17 protein-coding genes, 1 tRNA gene and 1 pseudogene are annotated in these 19,999 nt (G+C 67.2%); 9 read left to right on the forward strand and 10 right to left on the reverse strand.

Translation table 11 applies throughout. The features are described 5' to 3' along the window. Positions 1 to 139: 139 nt before the first annotated feature. From ACIA6B_RS12100 to ACIA6B_RS12120, 5 genes are all read left to right on the forward strand, one after another. On the forward strand, positions 140 to 1,246 hold the full coding sequence (locus tag ACIA6B_RS12100; protein WP_396772730.1) for a Gfo/Idh/MocA family protein: 1,107 nt from the start codon (positions 140 to 142) through the stop codon (positions 1,244 to 1,246). Next, positions 1,243 to 2,469 carry an NUDIX hydrolase gene (locus ACIA6B_RS12105; RefSeq protein WP_396772731.1) on the forward strand — a complete coding sequence of 409 codons (1,227 nt, stop codon included), beginning with the start codon at positions 1,243 to 1,245 and terminating at the stop codon, positions 2,467 to 2,469. The genes ACIA6B_RS12100 and ACIA6B_RS12105 overlap by 4 nt, the downstream gene beginning before the upstream one ends. 33 nt (positions 2,470 to 2,502) lie before the next feature. Beyond that, positions 2,503 to 4,965, forward strand: a complete 2,463-nt coding sequence (locus ACIA6B_RS12110) for a valine--tRNA ligase (protein ID WP_396772732.1) — start codon at positions 2,503 to 2,505, stop codon at positions 4,963 to 4,965. A 105-nt stretch (positions 4,966 to 5,070) separates the two neighbouring features. Further along, on the forward strand, positions 5,071 to 6,204 hold the full coding sequence (gene serC / locus ACIA6B_RS12115) for a 3-phosphoserine/phosphohydroxythreonine transaminase (protein ID WP_396772733.1): 1,134 nt from the start codon (positions 5,071 to 5,073) through the stop codon (positions 6,202 to 6,204). Further along, positions 6,201 to 7,544, forward strand: coding sequence for a hypothetical protein (locus ACIA6B_RS12120; protein ID WP_396772734.1), 1,344 nt, complete (start codon positions 6,201 to 6,203; stop codon positions 7,542 to 7,544). Before serC ends, ACIA6B_RS12120 begins: the two co-directional genes overlap by 4 nt. On the opposite strand, the gene ACIA6B_RS12125 is transcribed toward ACIA6B_RS12120, so the two are convergent. The 6 genes from ACIA6B_RS12125 to istA all read right to left on the reverse strand — a co-directional run bounded on the left by ACIA6B_RS12125 (position 7,537) and on the right by istA (position 12,818). Continuing rightward, positions 7,537 to 8,724, reverse strand: a complete 1,188-nt coding sequence (locus tag ACIA6B_RS12125; protein ID WP_396772735.1) for an MFS transporter — start codon at positions 8,722 to 8,724, stop codon at positions 7,537 to 7,539. The two genes, ACIA6B_RS12120 and ACIA6B_RS12125, sit on opposite strands and share 8 nt — an antisense overlap. Before the next feature lie 82 nt (positions 8,725 to 8,806). Beyond that, positions 8,807 to 9,019: a DUF397 domain-containing protein gene (locus ACIA6B_RS12130; protein ID WP_357293345.1), complete on the reverse strand. Its 213-nt coding sequence runs from the start codon at positions 9,017 to 9,019 to the stop codon at positions 8,807 to 8,809. Beyond that, positions 9,019 to 9,861: a helix-turn-helix domain-containing protein gene (locus tag ACIA6B_RS12135; protein ID WP_396772736.1), complete on the reverse strand. Its 843-nt coding sequence runs from the start codon at positions 9,859 to 9,861 to the stop codon at positions 9,019 to 9,021. Before ACIA6B_RS12135 ends, ACIA6B_RS12130 begins: the two co-directional genes overlap by 1 nt. A 250-nt stretch (positions 9,862 to 10,111) precedes the next feature. Beyond that, positions 10,112 to 10,591, reverse strand: coding sequence for an HIT family protein (locus ACIA6B_RS12140; RefSeq protein ID WP_396772737.1), 480 nt, complete (start codon positions 10,589 to 10,591; stop codon positions 10,112 to 10,114). Between the two features lie 209 nt (positions 10,592 to 10,800). After that, the gene (gene istB / locus ACIA6B_RS12145; protein ID WP_396772738.1) at positions 10,801 to 11,589 is read right to left on the reverse strand and encodes an IS21-like element helper ATPase IstB; all 789 of its coding nucleotides are present in this window, start codon (positions 11,587 to 11,589) and stop codon (positions 10,801 to 10,803) included. Further along, complete coding sequence (istA, locus tag ACIA6B_RS12150) at positions 11,589 to 12,818, reverse strand: IS21 family transposase (RefSeq protein WP_396772739.1); 1,230 nt, start codon at positions 12,816 to 12,818, stop codon at positions 11,589 to 11,591. Before istA ends, istB begins: the two co-directional genes overlap by 1 nt. 588 nt (positions 12,819 to 13,406) lie before the next feature. On the opposite strand from istA, the gene ACIA6B_RS12155 reads away from it, so the two are divergent. From ACIA6B_RS12155 to ACIA6B_RS12165, 3 genes and pseudogenes are all read left to right on the forward strand, one after another. Further along, complete coding sequence (locus ACIA6B_RS12155) at positions 13,407 to 13,988, forward strand: NUDIX domain-containing protein (RefSeq protein ID WP_396772740.1); 582 nt, start codon at positions 13,407 to 13,409, stop codon at positions 13,986 to 13,988. Between the two features lie 519 nt (positions 13,989 to 14,507). After that, positions 14,508 to 14,963 (forward strand): annotated as a pseudogene (locus ACIA6B_RS12160) (SitI3 family protein). 421 nt (positions 14,964 to 15,384) lie between these two features. Then, positions 15,385 to 15,460, forward strand: a tRNA-Arg gene (locus tag ACIA6B_RS12165). 143 nt (positions 15,461 to 15,603) lie between these two features. Here ACIA6B_RS12165 and ACIA6B_RS12170 read toward each other — a convergent pair. The 4 genes from ACIA6B_RS12170 to ACIA6B_RS12185 form a co-directional block, all read right to left on the reverse strand. After that, positions 15,604 to 16,176: an Ltp family lipoprotein gene (locus ACIA6B_RS12170; protein ID WP_396772741.1), complete on the reverse strand. Its 573-nt coding sequence runs from the start codon at positions 16,174 to 16,176 to the stop codon at positions 15,604 to 15,606. Between the two features lie 581 nt (positions 16,177 to 16,757). Further along, the gene (locus ACIA6B_RS12175; RefSeq protein ID WP_396772742.1) at positions 16,758 to 16,979 is read right to left on the reverse strand and encodes a ferredoxin; all 222 of its coding nucleotides are present in this window, start codon (positions 16,977 to 16,979) and stop codon (positions 16,758 to 16,760) included. Then, positions 16,976 to 18,181, reverse strand: coding sequence for a cytochrome P450 (locus ACIA6B_RS12180; protein ID WP_396772743.1), 1,206 nt, complete (start codon positions 18,179 to 18,181; stop codon positions 16,976 to 16,978). The genes ACIA6B_RS12175 and ACIA6B_RS12180 overlap by 4 nt, the downstream gene beginning before the upstream one ends. Before the next feature lie 125 nt (positions 18,182 to 18,306). Continuing rightward, complete coding sequence (locus tag ACIA6B_RS12185) at positions 18,307 to 19,041, reverse strand: class I SAM-dependent methyltransferase (RefSeq protein WP_396772744.1); 735 nt, start codon at positions 19,039 to 19,041, stop codon at positions 18,307 to 18,309. Positions 19,042 to 19,213: 172 nt separating this feature from the next. Between ACIA6B_RS12185 and ACIA6B_RS12190 the strand changes: the two genes are divergently transcribed. Continuing rightward, on the forward strand, positions 19,214 to 19,990 hold the full coding sequence (locus ACIA6B_RS12190) for an HAD-IIB family hydrolase (RefSeq protein WP_396772745.1): 777 nt from the start codon (positions 19,214 to 19,216) through the stop codon (positions 19,988 to 19,990). The last annotated feature ends 9 nt before the right edge of the window (positions 19,991 to 19,999 follow it).

Consider the following 19,999-nt stretch of genomic DNA (forward strand, 5'->3'; position numbering starts at 1 on the left):
TCGGACGGCCGCGACATTCTCCCTTCTGGCCAGTCCACTCACCACACAGCGACTCCCTTGACATCAGATAGATCTCGATGGAACGCTATTCATGCGTGCATGAATAGCAGATCTTGTTAGAGCGGTAGGAGGCAGTTCGATGCCACACCCCCAGGCTGCGGCCACGCCTGACGCTGCAGACCGAGATTGCCGAACCTCCGAGCCGATCAGACTCGGTCTGATCGGATGCGGGCGGTGGGGCGCCAACGTCGCAGCGGCTGTTGAACGAAGCGTCGGAGCCCGGCTAACTGCCGTAGCAGACGTAAGCTCCGAGACTGCGATGAGGCTGGCTGCTCGTCTGGCGTCCGTGCCTGAGGTGCTGTCGCCACCGGACATGCTGAGTGAGACGCAGCTCGATGCGGTGCTGATCGTGACGGGCGCTGCGAGCCACTACGAACTCGCCATGGCGGCGATTCGCCAGGGCAAGCACGTGTTCGTCGAGAAGCCGCTGGCCATGACGACCACGGACTCGTTCACGCTGACCGAGGCTGCGGCGACAGCCGGCCTCATCCTCATGGTGGGCCACACCTTCCTCTATTCCGAGCACGTTATCGACGTCGAGCGTGCTCTCCGGGAGGGACAGGTCGGCGATCTGCGCTACGTCAGCCTGCAACGTCTGGCGTACGGAAGGTTCCGGGAGGACGCCAACGTCATCTGGAATCTCGGACCGCATGACGTCTCGATCCTGATTCGCTGGGCGGGACGTCCGCCGACAGCGGTGCGCTGCGTGGAGTACATGTTCACCCGGCCCACCATCTCCGACCTGGCCTTTCTCACGCTCGACTTCGGAGACTTCCTCGGCCATGTGCATCTCAGCTGCATCGACCCGGAAAAGGTCCGGCGAGCCACGGTCGCGGGCACAGCGGGTGGCATCGTCTACGACGACGTGGAAGGGGCCGTCCGGCTGCACGTCAACGGCAGCAGGGTGCAGCCGCGGACCCTGGCGGCCGGCGATCCTCGCCGTCCCCTCGACATCGAACTGAGCCACTTCGTCGACTGCATCCGCACTGGTGAGCGTCCGCAGACTGACGGCATCCACGGCGCGATGGTCGTGGCCGTCCTGGAAGCCGCTGCCGCTTCGGCTGCGCTCGGCGGCGATTGGATCGACCTCACCCTCGCACTGAGAAAGGTGTCGATCGGTGTCGATCCGGATCGGCCTTCCGGCGGTCCCTCCCTCGCCGCTGTGCAAAGGACGGCTCTCGTATGACCGACTTGCTCATGTCGGACCGGCTGATCACCCGTCGTGTCGACGCCGATCTCGTGGAAGCCATTCGTGGAGCATTCGGCGGCGTCCCGGCGGTGGTCGGCGCGATGCTGATGGGTTCGCGTTCTAGAGGCATCGCCCATGCCAGAAGCAACGTCGACATCCAAATAATCATCGGACGTCTCGACACCAGCGCCGCCGAGGGCATCGCGAATGCCCGCGACGAACTGGCCGCGCAGCTCGACATCCCGATCAGCGTCAACGTGCACACCCTGGCCGACGCGCATCCCTCGCTGGGGCGGTACGAGCTGTTCCAGCACAAGAACCGCGCGGAGCTGTTCATCTACCAGGCAAAATACACCAGCGTGAAACTGTTCGGACGAAACATCTTTGCCGAGTTCACTGACCCCGCCCCGTCGCGCACCCGCCGTGAGGCGATCCGGACCATCGCGTCCTTCTCCTACTTCCTGCGCAAATTCCTTTTTGATGTCTCGATAGCGCCCCACGGCGAGGCCGAGTTCGTGCGGACGCCGCTGATCAGCCTGGAATACATCGCGGCGTTCTACGGCTACCTCAGCCTGGGTTACCGCGACGGCCTCGACCATCTGACCGCGACCGGGCGGCTTACCGGCGAGGAGATCGAGTTCCTGGAAGAGTGCGCGACCCGCAAGGCCGCGTCGCGGCTCGAGGGGGTCAACGCGGCCTTCGCGTTGCGCGGCGCGACCTTCCTGGACGCAATCCACGGCCGCATGCTCGACGACTTCCGCCGCCGGGGCGTCAGCGACGTGCGGTGGGATGGGCAGGACTGCGCGGTCCGCTGGAACATCGAGCTGCCGCAGGCGGCAGCGATGAGCATCCTGTGGTTTGAGAACCAGGCACTGCTCGTGCAGCGCCGTCCCGACGACTACCTCTATCCCGGCCAATGGACCATCCCGGGCGGCTACCTCCAGGCCGGGGAGGATCCTCGCGACGGAGCGGCCCGCGAGGTGTGGGAGGAGACCGGTACCTACCTCGCCGTCAGCCGCCTGTTCGGCGGCCAGCCCGTCGTGAGTAGCCGGCTGGCCGCGTTCTCGTTCGAGGTGGAACTGCCGGAAAGCATCGCACCCCACCTGACCGAACACTCGAACTACCGGTTCGTCGACGTGGGCGAAGTGCTGTCGATGGATCTCACCCCCGAGGCCCGCCTGATCTTCGAGCGCCGGCTCAACAAGGCACACCGCTACTGAAAACGACCAACACAGAAAGTAAGGATGCCGCACATGGACACCACTGAGTACGACCACCTCGCCGTCGAGGCGACGGTCCGGGCACTCTGGGAGGAGCACGACATCTACCGGTTCGACCGCTCGGCGGCCGGCCCCGTGTTCAGCATCGACACACCTCCTCCGTACGTGTCGGCGTCCCACCTGCACGTGGGCCACGCAATGAGCTACTCGCAGCCCGACTTCGTGGTCCGGTACCGAAGGATGCAAGGCGACCGTGTCTTCTACCCGATGGGTTTCGACGACAACGGCCTTCCCACGGAGCGCTACGTCGAAAAGACCTACGGGGTCAAAGCCGTCGACATGCCGCGGTCGGAATTCGTGGCCCTGTGCCTGGCCGAAACCCGCAAGACGGCGGCCCGGTACGAGGATCTGTGGCGCCGGGTGGGCCTGTCGGTCGACTGGGATCTGCTCTACTCGACCATCGACAGGCGGTGTCAGCTCACCGCGCAGACCAGCTTCATCAAGCTCCACCAGGCGGGCCATCTGCGCCGGGTGGAAGATCCGATCATCTGGTGTACCGAGTGCCGGACCGCCTTGGCGCAAGCCGACGTCGAAGACCTCGAACGCACCGGGAAGATGTACGACATTGCTTTCGCGACGGCAGACGGTCGGGCGCTGGTTATCGCGACGACCCGCCCCGAGCTGCTGCCTGCCTGCGTGGCGCTGTACTTCCACCCGAACGACGAGCGATACCAGGATCTGCTCGGCACCCAGGCGACCGTGCCGCTGTTCGGCTATCAGGTTCCGATCAAGGCCGATGACTCCGTGGATCCCGCCTTCGGCACGGGGCTGATGATGGCCTGCACCTTCGGTGACGGCGAGGACGTCCTGAAGTGGCGACGCGACAGGCTCGACCTGCGGCTCGTCGTCACCCCTGACGGCCGGCTGTCAGAGCTCGCCGGGCAGTTCGCGGGTCTGCAACTGACCCAGGCGCGAGCGGCGATCGTGGCCCAACTCGCAGAGATCGGCGCGTTGGCTAAAACTCGCCCGCTCAAGCAGAACGTCGGGGTGCACGAGCGGTGTCTGACGCCGGTGGAGTACCAGATCCGGGCGCAGTGGTTCATCCGCGTGCGCGAGCACCAGGACACGTTCCTGGCCCGCGCCAAGGAGCTGACCTGGATACCTTCCCACATGCGGCGCCGCCTCGAAGACTGGATCGAGGGCCTGAAGTGGGACTGGAACATCAGCCGCCAGCGGCACTACGGTGTGCCGTTTCCCGTGTGGTTCTGCGACGACTGCGGACACTCGGTCACCGCCGAACTGGGTGCGCTGCCCGTCGACCCCCTCGCCGACGCGCCGCCGATGGATGCCTGCCCGGTCTGCGCTGGTCGCCTCAGCCCGGACCCCGACGTCATGGACACGTGGATGGCCTCCTCCTTGTCGCCGCAGATCAACGACGGTTGGGCGGTCAACGGGCTGAACAGTGACCCGCAGTTGGCTCCCATGAGTTTGCGTGTACAGGCGTTCGAAATCATCCGAACCTGGCTGTTCTACACGATCGTGCAGTCGCAGTACCACTTCGACCGGCTGCCCTGGCAGACTGTGATGATCTCCGGCTGGGGGCTGAACGAGCAGGGCAAGAAGATCGCCAAGCGGGACCTCGACCAGTCCACCACGCAGGACGGCTTCAACCGCTATGTCCCCGATCACGTCATCGAGCGGTACGGCGCCGACGCGCTGCGCATCTGGGCCACCAAGGCCCGGATCGGCACCGACCTGCGCTACAACGAGAAGGACGTCAAGACCGGCCGCAAGTTCGCCGTGAAGATGTGGAACGTTGCCCGGCTGATGACCATGTACGGGTTCGACCCGCAAGCCGCACCCGATCCCGCCGCGCTGTGCAACGACGTGGACCAGTGGATGCTGTCACACCTGGCGTCCACCGTCGACGAGACCACCGCGGCGATGGACCAGTACGACTTCATGCAGGGTTACCAGGCCGTGACACGCTTCTTCTGGTCGGTCTTCTGCGACCGGTACATCGAGATGGTCAAAGAGCGGTTCCTCAATCCCGGCAACCACACTGACGCCGAGCGGGCCAGCGCCCGCGCGGCGTTCGGTCTCGGGTTCCGCGCCCTCCTCGGCATGTTCGCGCCCTTCGCCCCGTTCATCACGGACTATCTCTACCAGCAGATGTTCCGGCCCCACGAGAACACCGTCAGCCTTCACCTCACGTCTTGGCCAGCACCGCAGCCACAGTGGCGGACCGACCGCAAGCTCATCGACGACATGTCCACGGTCCTCGACCAGATCCGCGTCCTCCGCAGCCGCCTCAAGCTCGGCAGCAACACCCGTATCGCGAAGGTGGTGCTGCAGGGCGTCACCGACGACGGCCAGCGAACCGCCCGAGCACTGGCCGAACCGCTTCGCGTGGCTGCCCGCGCCGACGAAGCGGTCTTCAGCGAAGCGGACACAGACAGCGGCGTCGACGGCATCAAGGTCGCCATCATCGCCTGAGGTACCGCCCGGCTGGCTACACCATTGTCTGTATCACGGCGGCCAGCCGGGCTCAGCTCACCCCGACCCTTCGGACCCGTACACGTCAGCTACGGAGGAGCCGTCATGCCCACACGAGTACGCAGCTTTGCCCCGGGGCCGTCCATGCTCCCCGACGAGGTGCTGACCGAGTACCAGGCAAGCATCGAGCACTACGCCGACACCGGACTCGGCATCCTCGAACTGGGCCATCGCAGCGGACAGTTCGAGCAGCTCTACAACACCACGGTCGAGCGCCTGCGCGCGCTCATCGGCGTCCCGGCCGGGTACGAGCTGTTGCTCCTACACGGGGGCGCCCGATTTCAGTTCACGATGCTGCCCGCCAACCACCTCGGCCTTGACGCCGTCGCGGACTATCTGGTCACGGGACACTTCGCGGCAGCGGCAGCCACCGAGGCAACGGTCTACGGCTACGTCAACATCGCCGCCTCCACGCACGCAGACGGCTACCTGCGCCTGCCCTCGCCAGACGAAACGTCGCTCACGCCGACCGCTCGGTACGTGCACTACACGTCGAACAACACCGAGATGGGCACGCAGTTCAGGCAGCCGCCCAGCGCGCCGCCGGGCACGTGGCTCGCCTGTGACGCGTCCAGCGACCTGCTCACCCGCTCGTTCGACATCGCCACGCACGGCTTGATCTACGCCACCTCGCACAAGAACCTCGGCACTGCTGGGGTCGCATTCGTCGTGGTCCGAGCCGACCTTCTCGAACCAGTGCGCCAGCTCCCGCCCTTCCTCAGCTACTTCACCCACGCACAGGCGGGCTCGCGGTTCAACACCCCGCCGGTCACCGCGATATTCGTCCTGAACCTCATGGCCAACTGGACCAGCCGGCAAGGTGGAGTCGCGGCCATGGAGACCCTCAGCACCGCCAAGTCCCAGCTGCTCTATCGCACGATCGACGACAGCGACTTCTACACGGGCCTTGTCGACCGCGACAACCGGTCAAGGGTCAATGTCACGTTCGCGCTGCCGACCGCAGAACTGGAGGCTGAGTTTCAGGCCGAGGCCGCACGGCAGGGGCTCGTCGGACTGTGGGGATACCGCAAGGTCGGACACTTACGCGCTTCGCTGTTCAACGCGATCTCCCTGGACACGGTCGGCCAACTCGCCGAATTCATGGAGCAATTCGCCCGCGCCAAGCGGCGGCGGCTGCCCCGCCATCTGCGGGGCGGCGAAGCGCGGGTGCTGCGATGATCGCGTGGGGTGGCCGAGAGCCGAGCACTGTCCTGCTGGCGCCGCCGTCACCGCCCGGCGCGCCGCACCTTGGCGGCATCTATACGTGGGTGCTGCTCGACGCTGCCCGCCGAACTGCCCTGCACTTCGGCGGCGATTCCCACCTACCTCAGTCGTGGAACATGTCGAGCCGCCGCCTGGAACCGAAGTTCGGCCACGATCCGGAAGGGTTCGCACGCTATTGCGGGCTGGCTGTCAGCAGCGCCGTCGCCACGTTGGAGGGCTTCGGCATTGTGGTGTCACGCCAGACTGCGCTGCGGGACGACGACGTGTCCGTGCGAGCGCATGTCCGGGCCGTCATCGCCGAGCTCGCCGATAGCGACGTCCTCCGCTACCTTCCCGCCGAGGAGAAGTGGTGCCTGGTCTGCCGGATCGCCCTTCCGCCGAACGCCGGTGCCGAGCACTGTTTCACTTGCGGTGATCCGCTGCGTCTGCGAACCACGCGGGACTGGTTCCTCCCCATCAACCTTGATGAGGTGTTCCGTCGCGCCGCCGCCGTCGAATGGGTGCCCGACTACGGCATCCGCCGTCTGCGAAGCCTCACAAACGTCCATCCGCTGATCCGCGTCGGTCACCCTCGGCGGAGCCTTGGCGTCGCCTCGCCGCTGCATGACGGTGAGGTCCTCGATCCGCGGCTGGTCGGTGCTCTCGGGCCGAGCCTGTTGCGCCGTCTCGGCTTGGACGGTCCGATCGTGGCCGCAGCCGGATTCGACATCCAGCGCAAGTGGCTGCTGACGCTCTTGGCCGCCAACCACCCCGATGCGCTGCCAGCAATGATCGTTCAGCACGGGACGCTGCTGGACACAGCAGGACGTAAGCTCTCCCGCTACAACGGTGCCTCACTCGCCGACGCGCCGGTCGGCGTCGAGCCGTGCCTCGTCCGCGCCGCGCTGCTGTCCTCACCGCTCGGCAAGGATCTCCGCGTTGCCGCCCTGGCCACCGTGGGCGCGTCACGGCTGCGCGAGAAGGTGTTGAACAGCCTGCGGTACATCGGCCTACAGCAACCCCGTGCCGGCGGCATCGACTTGAACTCCGCGTGCGAGGAACTTCTCAGCGAGGTCGAGTCGCAGCTGAAAGCCTTCGACGTCCCGCGTGCGTATGTCAGCTTCCAGCGCGCGGTCCTCTTCATGTCCAGCACGGTCATCCCGATGATCCGACGCCAGGGGACGGCCTCGTATTCCGAGGTTTGCCGCCGCATCGGCTCGCTGCACGGCATCTTTTACGGCGACGACCCACGGCTGTCCGAGATAGCTGACGGTCTAAGGCTGCTCGACGCGGACTGCGGCACAACGCTCACGTGAGGGCGCTCGACCGCGCCTCATCGTGATCGTTCGCCTGACTCGGCCGCCGCTTGCTCGGCCAGGTAAACCACGCGGCAACGGCCAGCACCACAGCGGAGACGGCGAAAGGCGCTCCCAGCCCGTACAACTTCGCCACCGCGCCCCCGACCAGCGCCCCGAGGCCCGACCCGCCCAGACCCAAAATCCGGAAGGCCGCGACGACCCGGCCGATCAAGCCGTCCGGTGACAGCGCCTGCCGAGCCGAACCAACAGCGACCGACGCGAGGCTCGCCGCCGCGCCGTAGACCACGAACAGTGCGGCTGTCACCCAGACGTTGGCCACCAGCACCACCACCAGCCACACCGCCGCCTGGACAGCCATCGCGACAGCCTGCACCTTGCGGTACGCCGTACCCGCGATCAGGCGACGTGCGTTGGTCGCGGAGACGATCCCACCCACCGCCATCGCAGCCAGCAGCGCCCCATAGGCCGCATTCGGAATGTGGAGCGCCCGCTGGGCATAGAGCACGAACGTCCCCATCACCATGAAGTAGCCGAAGTTGAACACGCCCATCGCGACCGCGAGAACGCGAAGGTCCGGCGTTCTAATCAGGTGGTGCATGCCTTGACGGATCGATGCCCACAAGGGCTGACGGGTCGGCTGCTCCGACCGTAGATCGGGCAGCATCCGCACCAGCGCCGCCGAAGCCAGGAACGACACTGCGTCGATGGCGAACGGCAGGGCCCGCCCCAGCGAAAAAGTCAACGAGCCGAGAGGCGGGCCCACCAGAGACCTCCCGGTGGTGTCCAGCGCCCAGTATCGACCGTTAACCTTGCTCAGATCGTCCCCGTCCCGGCCGACGATCATCGGGATCACGGCCTGCGACGCGGCATCGAAGAAGCACTGAGCGACACCCACGGCGAAGACGACCGCGATCAGCAGCGGCATGCTTCCCCAGCCAAGAGCCAGCGCCGCGACCAATAGCCCGATCAGCGCCGCGCGCACCAAGTCGGCGATCATAAGCACCCTGCGGCGTGGCCATCTGTCCGCGAGTGCTCCAGCGGGCAGGCCCAGCGCCAGCCACGGCAAGTAGAAAGCCGCGCTGACCGCGGAGATTGCCAACGGATCGGGTGTGAGCGTCGAAGCCAGCAGCGGCGCGGCGGCGATGAACACTCCGTCGCCAGCGACGGAGACAGCCACCGCAGCCAGCAAAGGACGGACCTGACGCCGCCGGTCGGCGGCAGCAGCCGCCGACCGGTCCGAAGATGCTGGCTGTGCGCTCTCAGGCTGAGGGAAGGCCGAGTTCACCGTTGTTCACACCCTGCAAGAACGCCATCCACTCGTGCCGCGTGAAGATTAGGACAGGGCTGTCGTCAGACAGCTTCGAGTCCCGCACTCCCACCTCTTTCTCGACGACCGCGAACTCCACACAGCCCGTGTCGCCGCTCACGCTGCTCTTGCGCCACCTCACCCCTGCGAAACCCGCAGATGTCATCAACTGCCTCCCACTCCGGCAACGAGGGCGTCGAAGCGCTCGACCTCACCGTCGAGTACATTGAGGTATTCAACGGCATCATTGCCACGCAGGGCAACGGACTTCAGCCCTGTGAACGCCGTCTCGAAGCGGGCGACAGCAGCCTCCTCAGTGAAGTAGCAGTCACCCCCAGGCGACTCGATCCATACGGTGCGAGGACTGAGGCCGGAACGGAAGTCGAAGATCGTGAAGCCCTGGGCTGCCACAACGGTGTGCTGCGCGGCGATCGGAACGACCCCGAGGTCGATGCTGGGGTGGCTCACCAAGCCCATCAGATGCCGGATCTGACCTCGGGTTACCTTGACCGGGAATGCCCGGAACAGCAGAGCCCGAGCGTCCACCACGACCAAGAATCGAGGTGCGTCAGGCCCCTCCAGCGTCTGCTGTCGCGCCATGCGCACGTCAGCGATGTAGTCCGGGCTCCCAGCCCCGACGGCGACCGCCATCGCATGCGCGTAGGCTCGGGTCTGCAGCAGGCCCGGCACCACGACCGGCTGATATTGCCTGATCTCCCGCGTCGTCGACTCCAGCGCCGCGATCGCACCCTGTCGTCGCCCCCAGCCGCCGGCGCTGGTGATCCAGGACCCCTCGCCGTTCTCCTCCGCAGTTGCCGCCAGCAACTCGGCGCGGATGTCAGGGTCGACCTCGTAAAAACTGAGCAGCCTGCCTACATCGCGAACGGTGAAAGCCGTCGTCCCGGTCTCGATCCGGGAGACCTTCGACTGGGACCACTCGAGCGAGTCTGCGACACGCTCGCCGGACAGTCCAAGGTTCTCGCGTATCCGGCGCAGCTCGGCGCCCACTCGGTAGCGTTGAGGCGACCCGCGAGTTCCCATATGTCAGCGACTCCATGCGCACGTGCATAAGCCCCTCGGACAGTACAGCACCGGCGGCTTCCAGTACCACACTGGCGCGCTCCAAGATCACATGACGCTTGGGGCGGGGGCGACCGGGCGGATGCGATCGATCCTCTTGACATGCGCCTACATCGTCGGCGCGTGCATGCTCGTCGGGTGGGCCGGCAGGGCACATGGGGGTGGCGCCGGCGGCCGATTACTTACGGACTCGGGCCGAAGCCCGTCTGGCGAGGTGCTGGCCGAGCTTCGCCGTAAGCTGCAAACGTTCGCTCAGAGGCACCTCGGTGGACTTGGCACTGTTGAAGTCGTCGCCGACGTACCGCGGAACGATGTGCCAGTGCAGGTGGAAGATGTCCTGAGCGGGTGGCCCAAGGTTTAGCCGCACCGTTGTCCCGCTCGCGCCGAACGCCGCCTTCACCGCCTGTGTCGTGACCTGGAGCGCCGCCAGCATGGGGACCGCTTTCTCGGGAGGCACGTCAGCGATGCCGCCGAAGTGACCGGTCGAAACGAGCAGCGTGTGACCTCGGTTGTTCGGCCGCTGGTGAAGTGCTGGAAAGACAACGAACTCGTTGTTGACGGCGAGGCAGACGCCGGGATCAGTCACGCCAGCCGTCACCGAGCAGAACACGCACGACAGGTTCAAGATCGCATCTCCCAGACTCGAGCCACGCTTCACGGCCCATCCTTCCCGATGGCGGGGCGACCAACTCGCAGGTCGCGCGCAAATTGGCGCTGGCGAGCGAGGCCTTACCTAACGTCACCCGGTGACCATTGCATCCCGAGCCCGCGTTGCTGAGCGGCACGGCCCGGTGAAACTGTCAACGCCGCCTCAAACGGGACCACCGTGGTCCGGCTGAAACTGGACCACCTCGGTTTGGTTGATCTTTAGTCGTTGGTCTTGCTGGCCGCGGGGACTCGGCCGAGGTCGCGGTCTTTGAGTCGGTAGCTGTCGCCCTTCATCGAGATCACTTCGGCGTGGTGAACGAGGCGGTCGATCATGGCTGCGGCCACCACATCGTCGCCGAATACTTCGCCCCAGCGGCCGAAGGGCTTGTTGCTGGTGACGATCAGCGAGGCCCGTTCGTAGCGGTTCGAAACCAGTTGGAAGAACAGGTTCGCGGCTTCTGCTTCGAAGGGGATGTAGCCGACCTCATCGACGATCAGCAGCGGGATCCGGCCGAGCTTGACCAACTCGTCTTGCAGGCGGCCGGCGTGGTGGGCGTCAGCGAGGCGGGATACCCACTGCGCGGCGGTGGCGAACGCGACCCGGTGTCCGGCCTGGCAGGCCCGGATCCCGAGGCCGATGGACAGATGGGTCTTGCCGGTGCCGGGCAGGCCCAAGAAGACGACGTTCTCCTTCGACGCCACGAAGTCCAGGGTGCCCAAGTGGGCGATGGTCTCCCGCTTCAGCGAGCGTTGGTGCTCGAAGTCGAACTCCTCCAGGCTCTTGCGGGCCGGGAACCTCGCCGCCCTGATACGGCCCTCACCGCCGTGAGCCTCGCGGGCGGCGACCTCGCGTTGCAGGCAGGCGGCGAGGAACTCCTCATGCGTCCAGGACTCTGTCCGGGCCCGCTCCGCCAGGCGTTCGACGGAGGCAGCGAGGGACGGCGCCTTCAGTGCGCGGGTGAGGAACGCGATCTCCGAGGTGACGTTGCGGCTGGTCTTGGTGGCCATCAGGCGGCCACCTCAACATCCAGGCCGAACATGCGGTCGTAGTCGGCCAGCCGGCGGTGCTCTACCTCGGTCGTGACCGCCGGCGTCGGCGCCTGCCGGGCCGCTGTTCGCAGATCGGCGGCGGCCTGGCGGTGAGCGGGATCGGTGATGCTCTGATGCTTGGCCCAGCACCGGTCATGCCGGGCGACGAGGCGGTCCTCGCAGAACACCTGCACCCGGTCAGCGTCGGCGACGATGTCGACCCGTCGGCCCACCGCCGTCGGGTGCACCGAGTAGTCGTTGCCGTCCAGGCGCACGTAGTGATCCCGGGGCAGGCGGGTGCTCTGCCGCCAGCCCACCAGCGGCGCGACCGGCGGCAGGGACAGCATCGCCGCCCGGTCGGCGTCCCACCGGTCCACGGGCCGGCAGCCCAACATGCGGTGCCGGCGGTTGTTCGCCCGCACCAACCACTCGCCGAGTTGCGCGTTGAAATCCTGCGGCGAGGCGAACCGGCGGCCGGGCAGGAACGAGGTCTCCAGATAGCCGTTGGCCCGCTCGACCAGGCCCTTGGCCTCCGGATCCGCCGGCCGGCACTGGATCACCTTGATGCCGAGGGTGCCGCGGAAGGCGTTCATCGCCTCCGTCAGCTGCGGCTTACCGGCCCGCCACTGCCCGACCGCGGACTCGTTGTCCCAGACCAGATCCTTCGGCGTCCGGCCCCAGCCGGAGATCAGCGTCCAGTGCCCGCCCAGCAGGTCCGGCGACTGCCGCGACGGGATCATCACCGCCGACAGCCACCGCGAATACCCCGACACCATCACCAGCACCGGCGGCCGGCCGACCTGCCCGAAGCCCAACGACACGTCCGCCGGCGGGAACCACAGATCACACTGCGCCACCTCACCGGGCAAATACTCCGTCCGCTGAGCCGGGTCAGGGCGGCGGAACAACGGCCGCAACTGCTGCACCCGATCACAGAACACCGTCTTGCCGCGGGTCCACCCGACCCGCTCCATGATCACCGTCGAGGGCATGTCCGGGAACTCCGCCAACAACGCCCGAATCTGAGGCTCGACCGCATCCACGATCGAGCCCTTCGCCGCCCGCCGATACCGCGGCGGCTCATCACTGGCCAAGGCCTTCTTCACGGTGTTGCGAGACATCCTCAACCGCCGTGCGATGGCCTGGATCGCCATACCCTCCGACCGCCGCAGCCGCCGGATCTCCGCCCAGTCCTCCACGCTCAGCACCTCCCGATGCTTCAGGAGGTGGTCCCGATTCAGCCGGAACCACGTGGTCAGTTTTCAGGCGGAGCCGACAGAAACAGTCGCACGAGCTGAATGATCGTCCCGGAGCCGACTCACGGGGTCCGCTCCCGACAAGCCATGACCGGTCGGCGGGAAGAACGGGTCGGGGAGAGCGGCGTGAGGGTGGCGGATGTGCCCGTCGGTGCGCCAGGTGAGGGCTTGCTCGGGGCCAGCCTGGACCGGCACGTACGGCCAGTTCCAGCAGAGGAACACACCTCGGGGTGTGAAGGAGGACGACGTCGTGGGCGCCGGTGTCGAGGTAGGCCAACCACCACGGCTGGTCGGCGGTGTGCGTGGTGAGGTCCCTCGACGGGGCCTGCTCGTAGGTGGCGGCGGTGACGTCGTCAGCCTGGTACATGGTGGCGTAGGCGTCGAAGGCCGGCGGGCGCCTGCTGCTCGGCGTACCTCGCACCACCGGCGACCGGCACACCGCACTTCAGAACGCTGGCGCAGCCCTACACCGCCAACGGGAAGCGCCCCCACCCGTGTGTCGCCGACACCGTGGGCCTGCGGGCAGTAATCGCATTGCACGTGATCTTCCACTGGAGCAGGCTCGGACTACCCTCCACCGCCCAGACCACCCTCGCCCGAGCGGCCCAGGAAGCCATCTCCGGCCTGCCCGATTCGCAACCTGCCGCACCCCAGATAGGCACCTCACGAACGAGCGGGGAAGGCACCATGCCCGAAAAAATCATTACCAACAAGGCTCTCTGCTACGTCGTACGGGAAGGGCGTTTGCTCGTCTTCCGACACACCGACTTCAGCTACGAAGAGGTAGGCATCCAGGTGCCCGGCGGCAGCGTCCGCCCGGGTGAGGACCCGGCGGGCGCGGCGCTGCGTGAGGCTCGCGAAGAGACCGGACTGACGGGGTTCGCCGTCGTGCGCAAGCTGGGGGAGATCGAGTACGACATCAGCCCGCTCCGCTTCGAGATCCAACGTCGCCACGTCTTCGAGCTGGCGCTGCACGGGGCGACGCCCGAGCGGTGGGCGAGCCAGGAAGACCATGACGGCGAGCAGGAGCCCACCCGGTTCGAGTGCTTCTGGATACCGTTACGGGCCGCGCACGTCCTACAGTCCGGCCAGGGCGCGCTTGTGGGCCGGTTGTTCGACTGACCAGGCGAGCCTGATGAAGGGCGCAGATGGCTGTCGATTACCGGCTGACGATGGCGGGTGACATCCACTGGAGCAGGTGGCGGAGTTGGCCGTTCCGAAGCGGTCGAGACGTCCAAGTGTCCGGGGGCAGGATGCTCAGCGCCGACCCGAACGTCAGAGCCGGAAACCTACGTCGACGTCAGGTTTCTATATGCGCAAGGACACCCTGGCCGCCAAGGGTGAACCTCACATGCTGGCGGCTGTGGCCAGGATCCTCGCTAGCAGGGTCGAGGACGAGGCCCTGACCTCAACGGCGACGTGCTGATGCTGACCCGCGTCGCGTGCACCCTTCACGAGCACAACACCGACGGCTGGTACGACGCGCTTATGAATCGGGGCGGCGAGTGCGTGTTCTGGCTCGCCACCGTGCGAGGCGTCGTCTGCAGCAGCATTGCGCCTAGCTGCGGAGGAACTCGGTTCGGTTACGGTGAGTTGGCGCGATAGTGCAGACCGTTGGTCGAGGCGGTGGAGGTCGTTGAGATGGCTATTGAGTTCAGGTTGACCCCTGGTGGGCGACATTCCCTAGGACAACGTGGCTAATCTCGTGGCAGTGGACGTCGCGGAGGGGCCGAGGCCGAGCGGCACCAACCCGCGCTGTTCAGTGCCCGTCTCTACGACACCCGCGGGTACGCGCTGACCGTCTCCTCAGGGAGCCAGGGTTACTTCGATGCCGAGGCCGACGACGGTGCCCGCTGGGAGTGGGAGCCGGAGACATGCGTCGACATCGGCTTCTCCATGCAGGCAGACGGCCTGGTCGACAAGGGGATCCCGAACATGATGAAAGCCGCGGCCCGGGTGTTGGCCGCCCGGAACGAGGACGCGGCGCTGGTCCAGAACGGCAACTGGCTCCTGCTGACCCGCGTCGGGGGCGAACTCCGCAGACACCGGCCTACCTGGTGGAGCCACTACGGCGTAGACGACCTCATCACCCCGTGAGCCAGCCGAGCGCGGGTGACCCGCTGACGAACGACGCGACTTCGACCCGTCATCCGTGGGCGACGTCGACGTCGTCTTCCTCGACCCGACGGACCTGACTCGCGACAACGACGACCAGCCACCGCGCGGCTGATGGCGACCTGGCCGGATCCCCCATGGGAGGCGGTGCCCAGCCGGGGGGAGCGGGCAGCTCACATGATCTTCGATGATGTGAGCGGCGTGTGCTCTCCAGCGGATGCCAACCCGGGTGAACCGATGCCAACGCGGGCCACCGGTGGCCGGCCGCCGGTCGCAACCCGGGGTTCGTGTGCTCGGCGTGTGGTCCTGGGCTGGGCGAACAGGGGTCCGGGTGACGTGGGTGAACGCGGGCCACTCCCTGCCACCCCAGGTGAACCCCCAGGTCGCTAGACTAGGCCCTCGCGCCCTCGTAGCTCAGGGGATAGAGCATCGGTTTCCTAAACCGTGTGTCGCAGGTTCGAATCCTGCCGGGGGCACCAAGCTGCACAGCCGAAACGCCATCTGAGCTGGCAACACAGACGCCGTGCACGGACCGGTCGCCGACGGGAGCTGGTGCGCCAGTCGTGCTGGAGCCCGCCACCCCGCCGTGGAAAGAGCCGCAACAGGCGCCCGCACGCCCCTCTCACATCACCTGATCGACGCCGTAGACGGCCTGTGCGTGCGTGTACCCCTCGAACTCCAACTGCTTGATCAGGCCCGAACGGGAGAACGCCTGGGTGTCGAGGTAATTCTCCGCCGTCTTGGCGGCCTGTTTTCTGTAGTCGACCTTCAGGGAATCCACGGCCGTGGTTGCGATCTTCCTCGGGTAACCCTCGAACTCCAACTGCTTGATCAAGCCGGAGCGGGAGAACGCCTGAAATTCTAGGTAATTGGAGGCGGCCCTGATGGCGTTCTGCTGCTCTACGGACAGCTTCGGCTCGGCCGGCGTCGTGGTGGGGGCTTTCGTCTTCGGCTTCGGCGCTGCTGTGGTAGGTGCTGCGGTGGTGGGCGCTGCGGTGGTAGGTGCTGCTGCGCTGGTAATCTCCACCGCCGGCGCTGCGGGGCTTTCTGTTGGAACTGAGACTGCGGCGGTCTTCTCCGCGTTGGCGCTTCTTGCGGGCGGCGAGTCGTCACCGCCGACCGCCGCAGCGATGGTCACTCCGCCGCAGCAGAGCACCAAGACGGCGCCGACGGCCGCTCCAATGACGAGCTTCATGGGGCGCCTCTTCGGAGACTGCGGCGACTGCACAACTGGATGACCGGGGGGGCGGAGCGCTGTAGCTCACTGATGGAACCCTTCGGGAGACCGTGTGTGACGGCGTACACGGCGAGTCTGCTCAGCCCGCTCATCGAGAACCATCCCCGCTTCAGCCGATGATCTCCTCAGCCGTTGCTGGTGGAATGTCGGCCAACTGCCCGGACGTTCTGCTGCATTAGTTCGCCAGGGCGGGACATGTGGTTGCGAGGGCCTTGGGCACTTCGTCTCCGTAGGGGACGACAGCATCCACCACGCAGCGGACGCGCAAAGGGTTTCGTCTCGAAACTGAGCGGTGACGGGTACTGGTACGTCGGCTTCCGGTAGGCGACGACGGAGCGTTCGGGCGCGTGACGAATCGGGTAGCTGACACATGACATAAGAATCTGGCTCGGTTGGATATCCTGCCCGGGCGCCAATCAAGGTCCTGACCCAGCAAAAGAGTTGACCAGGACCTTGATGAATCTGCATCGCTCTCCGAAACTCTCAGTGACCCACGAAGCGCGGGAACGATTCCTGGGCGTCGAGGCAGGCATCGTCGGTCAGGCGGGAGCGACCAGCTCACCGTCATCGTCGCGTACGGTGATCGCTTCGACCGGGCACGACTCGGCGGCGTCGATCACCGTCTCGTCCGGTTCGACGGTCGCCGCGACCGGGGTGGCCGACCCGGCCTCCAGCCGGAAGTGGGCCGGCGCCATGCCGACGCAGCCGCCCGATCCGATGCAGCGACGTGCGTCGACGGCGATCCGCCAGCCGGCGCTCACCAGGCCACCGGCATTCGGGCCAGACCTCGGACGATCATGCCGGTCTTCCAGGTGAGTTCCGGCTCGGGGACGGCGATCCGCAGCTCGGGCAGCCGGGCGACGAGCGTGCCGATCCCGACCTGTAGCTCCATCCGGGCGAGCTGGGCCCCCAGGCAGTGGTGCACGCCGTGCCCGAAACCGAGGTGCGGATTGGTCTCCCGACCGAGATCGAGCCGATCGGGGTCGGCGAAGACGGTCTCGTCGCGGTTCGCCGACGAGATCGAGCCGATCACTGGTTCCCCGGCCCGCACCAGCACCCCACCGACCTCGATGTCCTCGGTGGCGTACCGGGCGAACGAGGAGGCCACCCCGAGCGGGACGTACCGCATCAACTCCTCGATCGCGGTCGGCACCCGGGCGGGGTCGGCCCGCAGCCAGGCCAGCTGCTCCGGGTGGGTGAGCAGGACGTACGCGAAGTTCGGCAGTTGGGTGACGGTGGTCTCGTGGCCGGCGGCGAGCAGCCCGGCGGCGAGCTGCACGATCTCCTGTTCGGTGAACCGGTCCTGGTCCTCGTCGCGCGCCCGCACCATCGCGCAGATCAGGTCGTCGGTGGGCGCCCGGCGGCGCTGCTGGACCAGCTCGCCGATGAACGCGTACAGGTTGTCGAGGTATTCCTGGATGCGCTCGGGCGACAGCGAGGTGGTCGACACGATCGCCTCCGACCAGACGTGGAACAGATGCCGGTCGGCGAAGGGCACCCCGAGCAGCTCACAGATCACCTGGATGGGCAGCGGGGTGGCGAAGTGCTCCACCAGGTCGGCCGGCGGCCCGCCCGCCACCATGGCATCGATGAGTTCGTCGGCGATCTGCCGGGTGCGGGGCCGGAGCTGCTCGACCCGGCGGGCGGTGAACGCCTTGGCGACCAGCCGCCGCAGCCGGGTGTGCTCCGGCGGATCCATCGACAGGATGCCGCCCTTGATCTGCCGCGGGGTGAGCCGCGGCTCGTCCCGGCCGACGCCGGCGGCCCGGCTGAACCTCGCGTCACCGAGGACGGTCCGCACGTCGGTGTGCCGGGTGGCGAGCCACCCCTCCTCGCCGAACGGCAGCCGCACCCGGACGAGCGGCTCGGTGCGCCGCAGCTCGGCGTAGCGCGGGTCGAGGTGGAGCCGGTCGGGCGGGCTGAACGGGTACGGCTGCGCGGTGACCTTGGCGACGTCCGGCATGGATCAACCCCCGAAGCGGCTCGGGTCGTCCCCCGGGCCAGCCAGGGGAGATCAGCTCATCGTGACGTATCGATTGCTGATCGTAGCGGAGCGCATGGGTCGGTGCCAGTGCGCTCGCGCGGCGCTCAGGCCAGCCGGTAGACCGACACGTGGGAGCGGGACTCCTCGGTGAACTCCGCGCCGGACCAGTCGGCGTGCCGGCTCTCCAGCGTGAAGCCGGCCAGCTCGCCCATCAGGTCCAGCTCGGACGGCCAGATGTAGCGGTGCGGGGTGCGGAACACCCGCGCCTCGCGGCCGTCACCGAAGTGGAAGTGGTGCGACACCACCCGCTGGCGCAGCACGTCGTAGGTGTCCAGGCCGATGTAGCCGGCCTCGGTGTGCCACACGGTCGCCCGCTGGCCCGGGGGCAGCTTGCGCAGCTCCGGCACCCACAGCTCGATCACGAACCGGCCGCCCGGCCCGAGGTGCCGCGCCGCGTTGCGGAAGCAGGCCACCTGCTGGTCCTGGTCGAGCAGGTTGGCGATGGTGTTGTAGACCAGGTAGACCAGGCTGAACTCGCCCGGCGCGGTCGCGCCGGCCATGTCGCCGACCACCACCGGGACGGTGGCGGCGTCGACCTTCGTCCGCAACCGCTCCACCATGGGTACGGAGAGTTCGATCCCGCTGACCGGCACGCCACGGGCGGCGAGTGGCACCGCCACCCGGCCGGTGCCGATGGCGAACTCCAGGGCCCGTCCGGTCCCGGCGAGCGCGGCGAGTCGGTCGACGGTCGGGCCGAGCACCTCCGGCGCGAACATCCCGGTGCCCGGCGTGTCGTAGCGTCGGGCGGCCTCGCCGTCCCAGATCTCGTCCTGGCGCATCGGCCCACCATCGGCGTCGACAACGCCGCGTGTCCAGCGCTTTCCGGTCGTCGTACGCGGCCTGCTTGTTACTCTCCGTCAATGGGTGGAGGCCCCGGGCGCTCAGGAACGCGTCAGGCCGCATCGGTACCCTGCTAGTCCCGACCAGCCCGCGACGACACATGAGGTATTCGTGAACGATCTTCGAGTGGTGGCGTTCGACCTCGACGACACCCTGGCGATTTCCAAGTCCCAGATCGATCGTCGGATGGCGGACCTGCTCGGTCACCTGCTCACCGAGGTGGACGTCCTGATCATCTCCGGTGGCCGGTTCGAGCAGTTCCAGTCGCAGGTGCTGGCCCACCTCGATCTCACCGAGGAGCAGCGCGACCGGCTGCACCTGATGCCGACCTGCGGCACCCGCTACTACCGCTGGTCGTCCGGCGACTGGCGGCTGGTCTACGCGGAGGATCTGAGCGAGGCGGACAAGGCCCGGGTGATCGCCGCGCTCACCGAGTCGGCGCAGGCGCTCGGGCTGTGGGAGACGAAGACGTGGGGTGACATCGTCGAGGACCGGGGCAGCCAGATCACGTTCTCCGCGCTCGGGCAGTCCGCCCCGCCGGCGGAGAAGTACGGCTGGGACCCGGACGGCAGCAAGAAGCAGCGGCTGCGCGACGCGGTCGCCGCGAAGCTGCCCGACCTGGAGGTCCGGGGCGGCGGCTCGACGTCGATCGACGTGACACGCCAGGGCGTGGACAAGGCGTACGGCATGCGGAAGCTGCTGGAGCACCTCGATCTGAAGATCGACAACGTGCTGTTCGTGGGGGACCGGCTGGACGTGGGCGGCAACGACTACCCGGTCAAGGCGATGGGCATCCGCAGCGTCGCGGTGACCCGCTGGGAGGAGACCGCGGACTACGTCGAGACGCTCGTCGACGACCTCGTGGCGCAGCGCGCCGACCGCGCCTGACCGCCGGTC

Origin of the sequence: Micromonospora sp. NPDC051141, from assembly GCF_044455765.1 — a bacterium.
In the GTDB taxonomy this organism is placed as follows: domain Bacteria; phylum Actinomycetota; class Actinomycetes; order Mycobacteriales; family Micromonosporaceae; genus Micromonospora.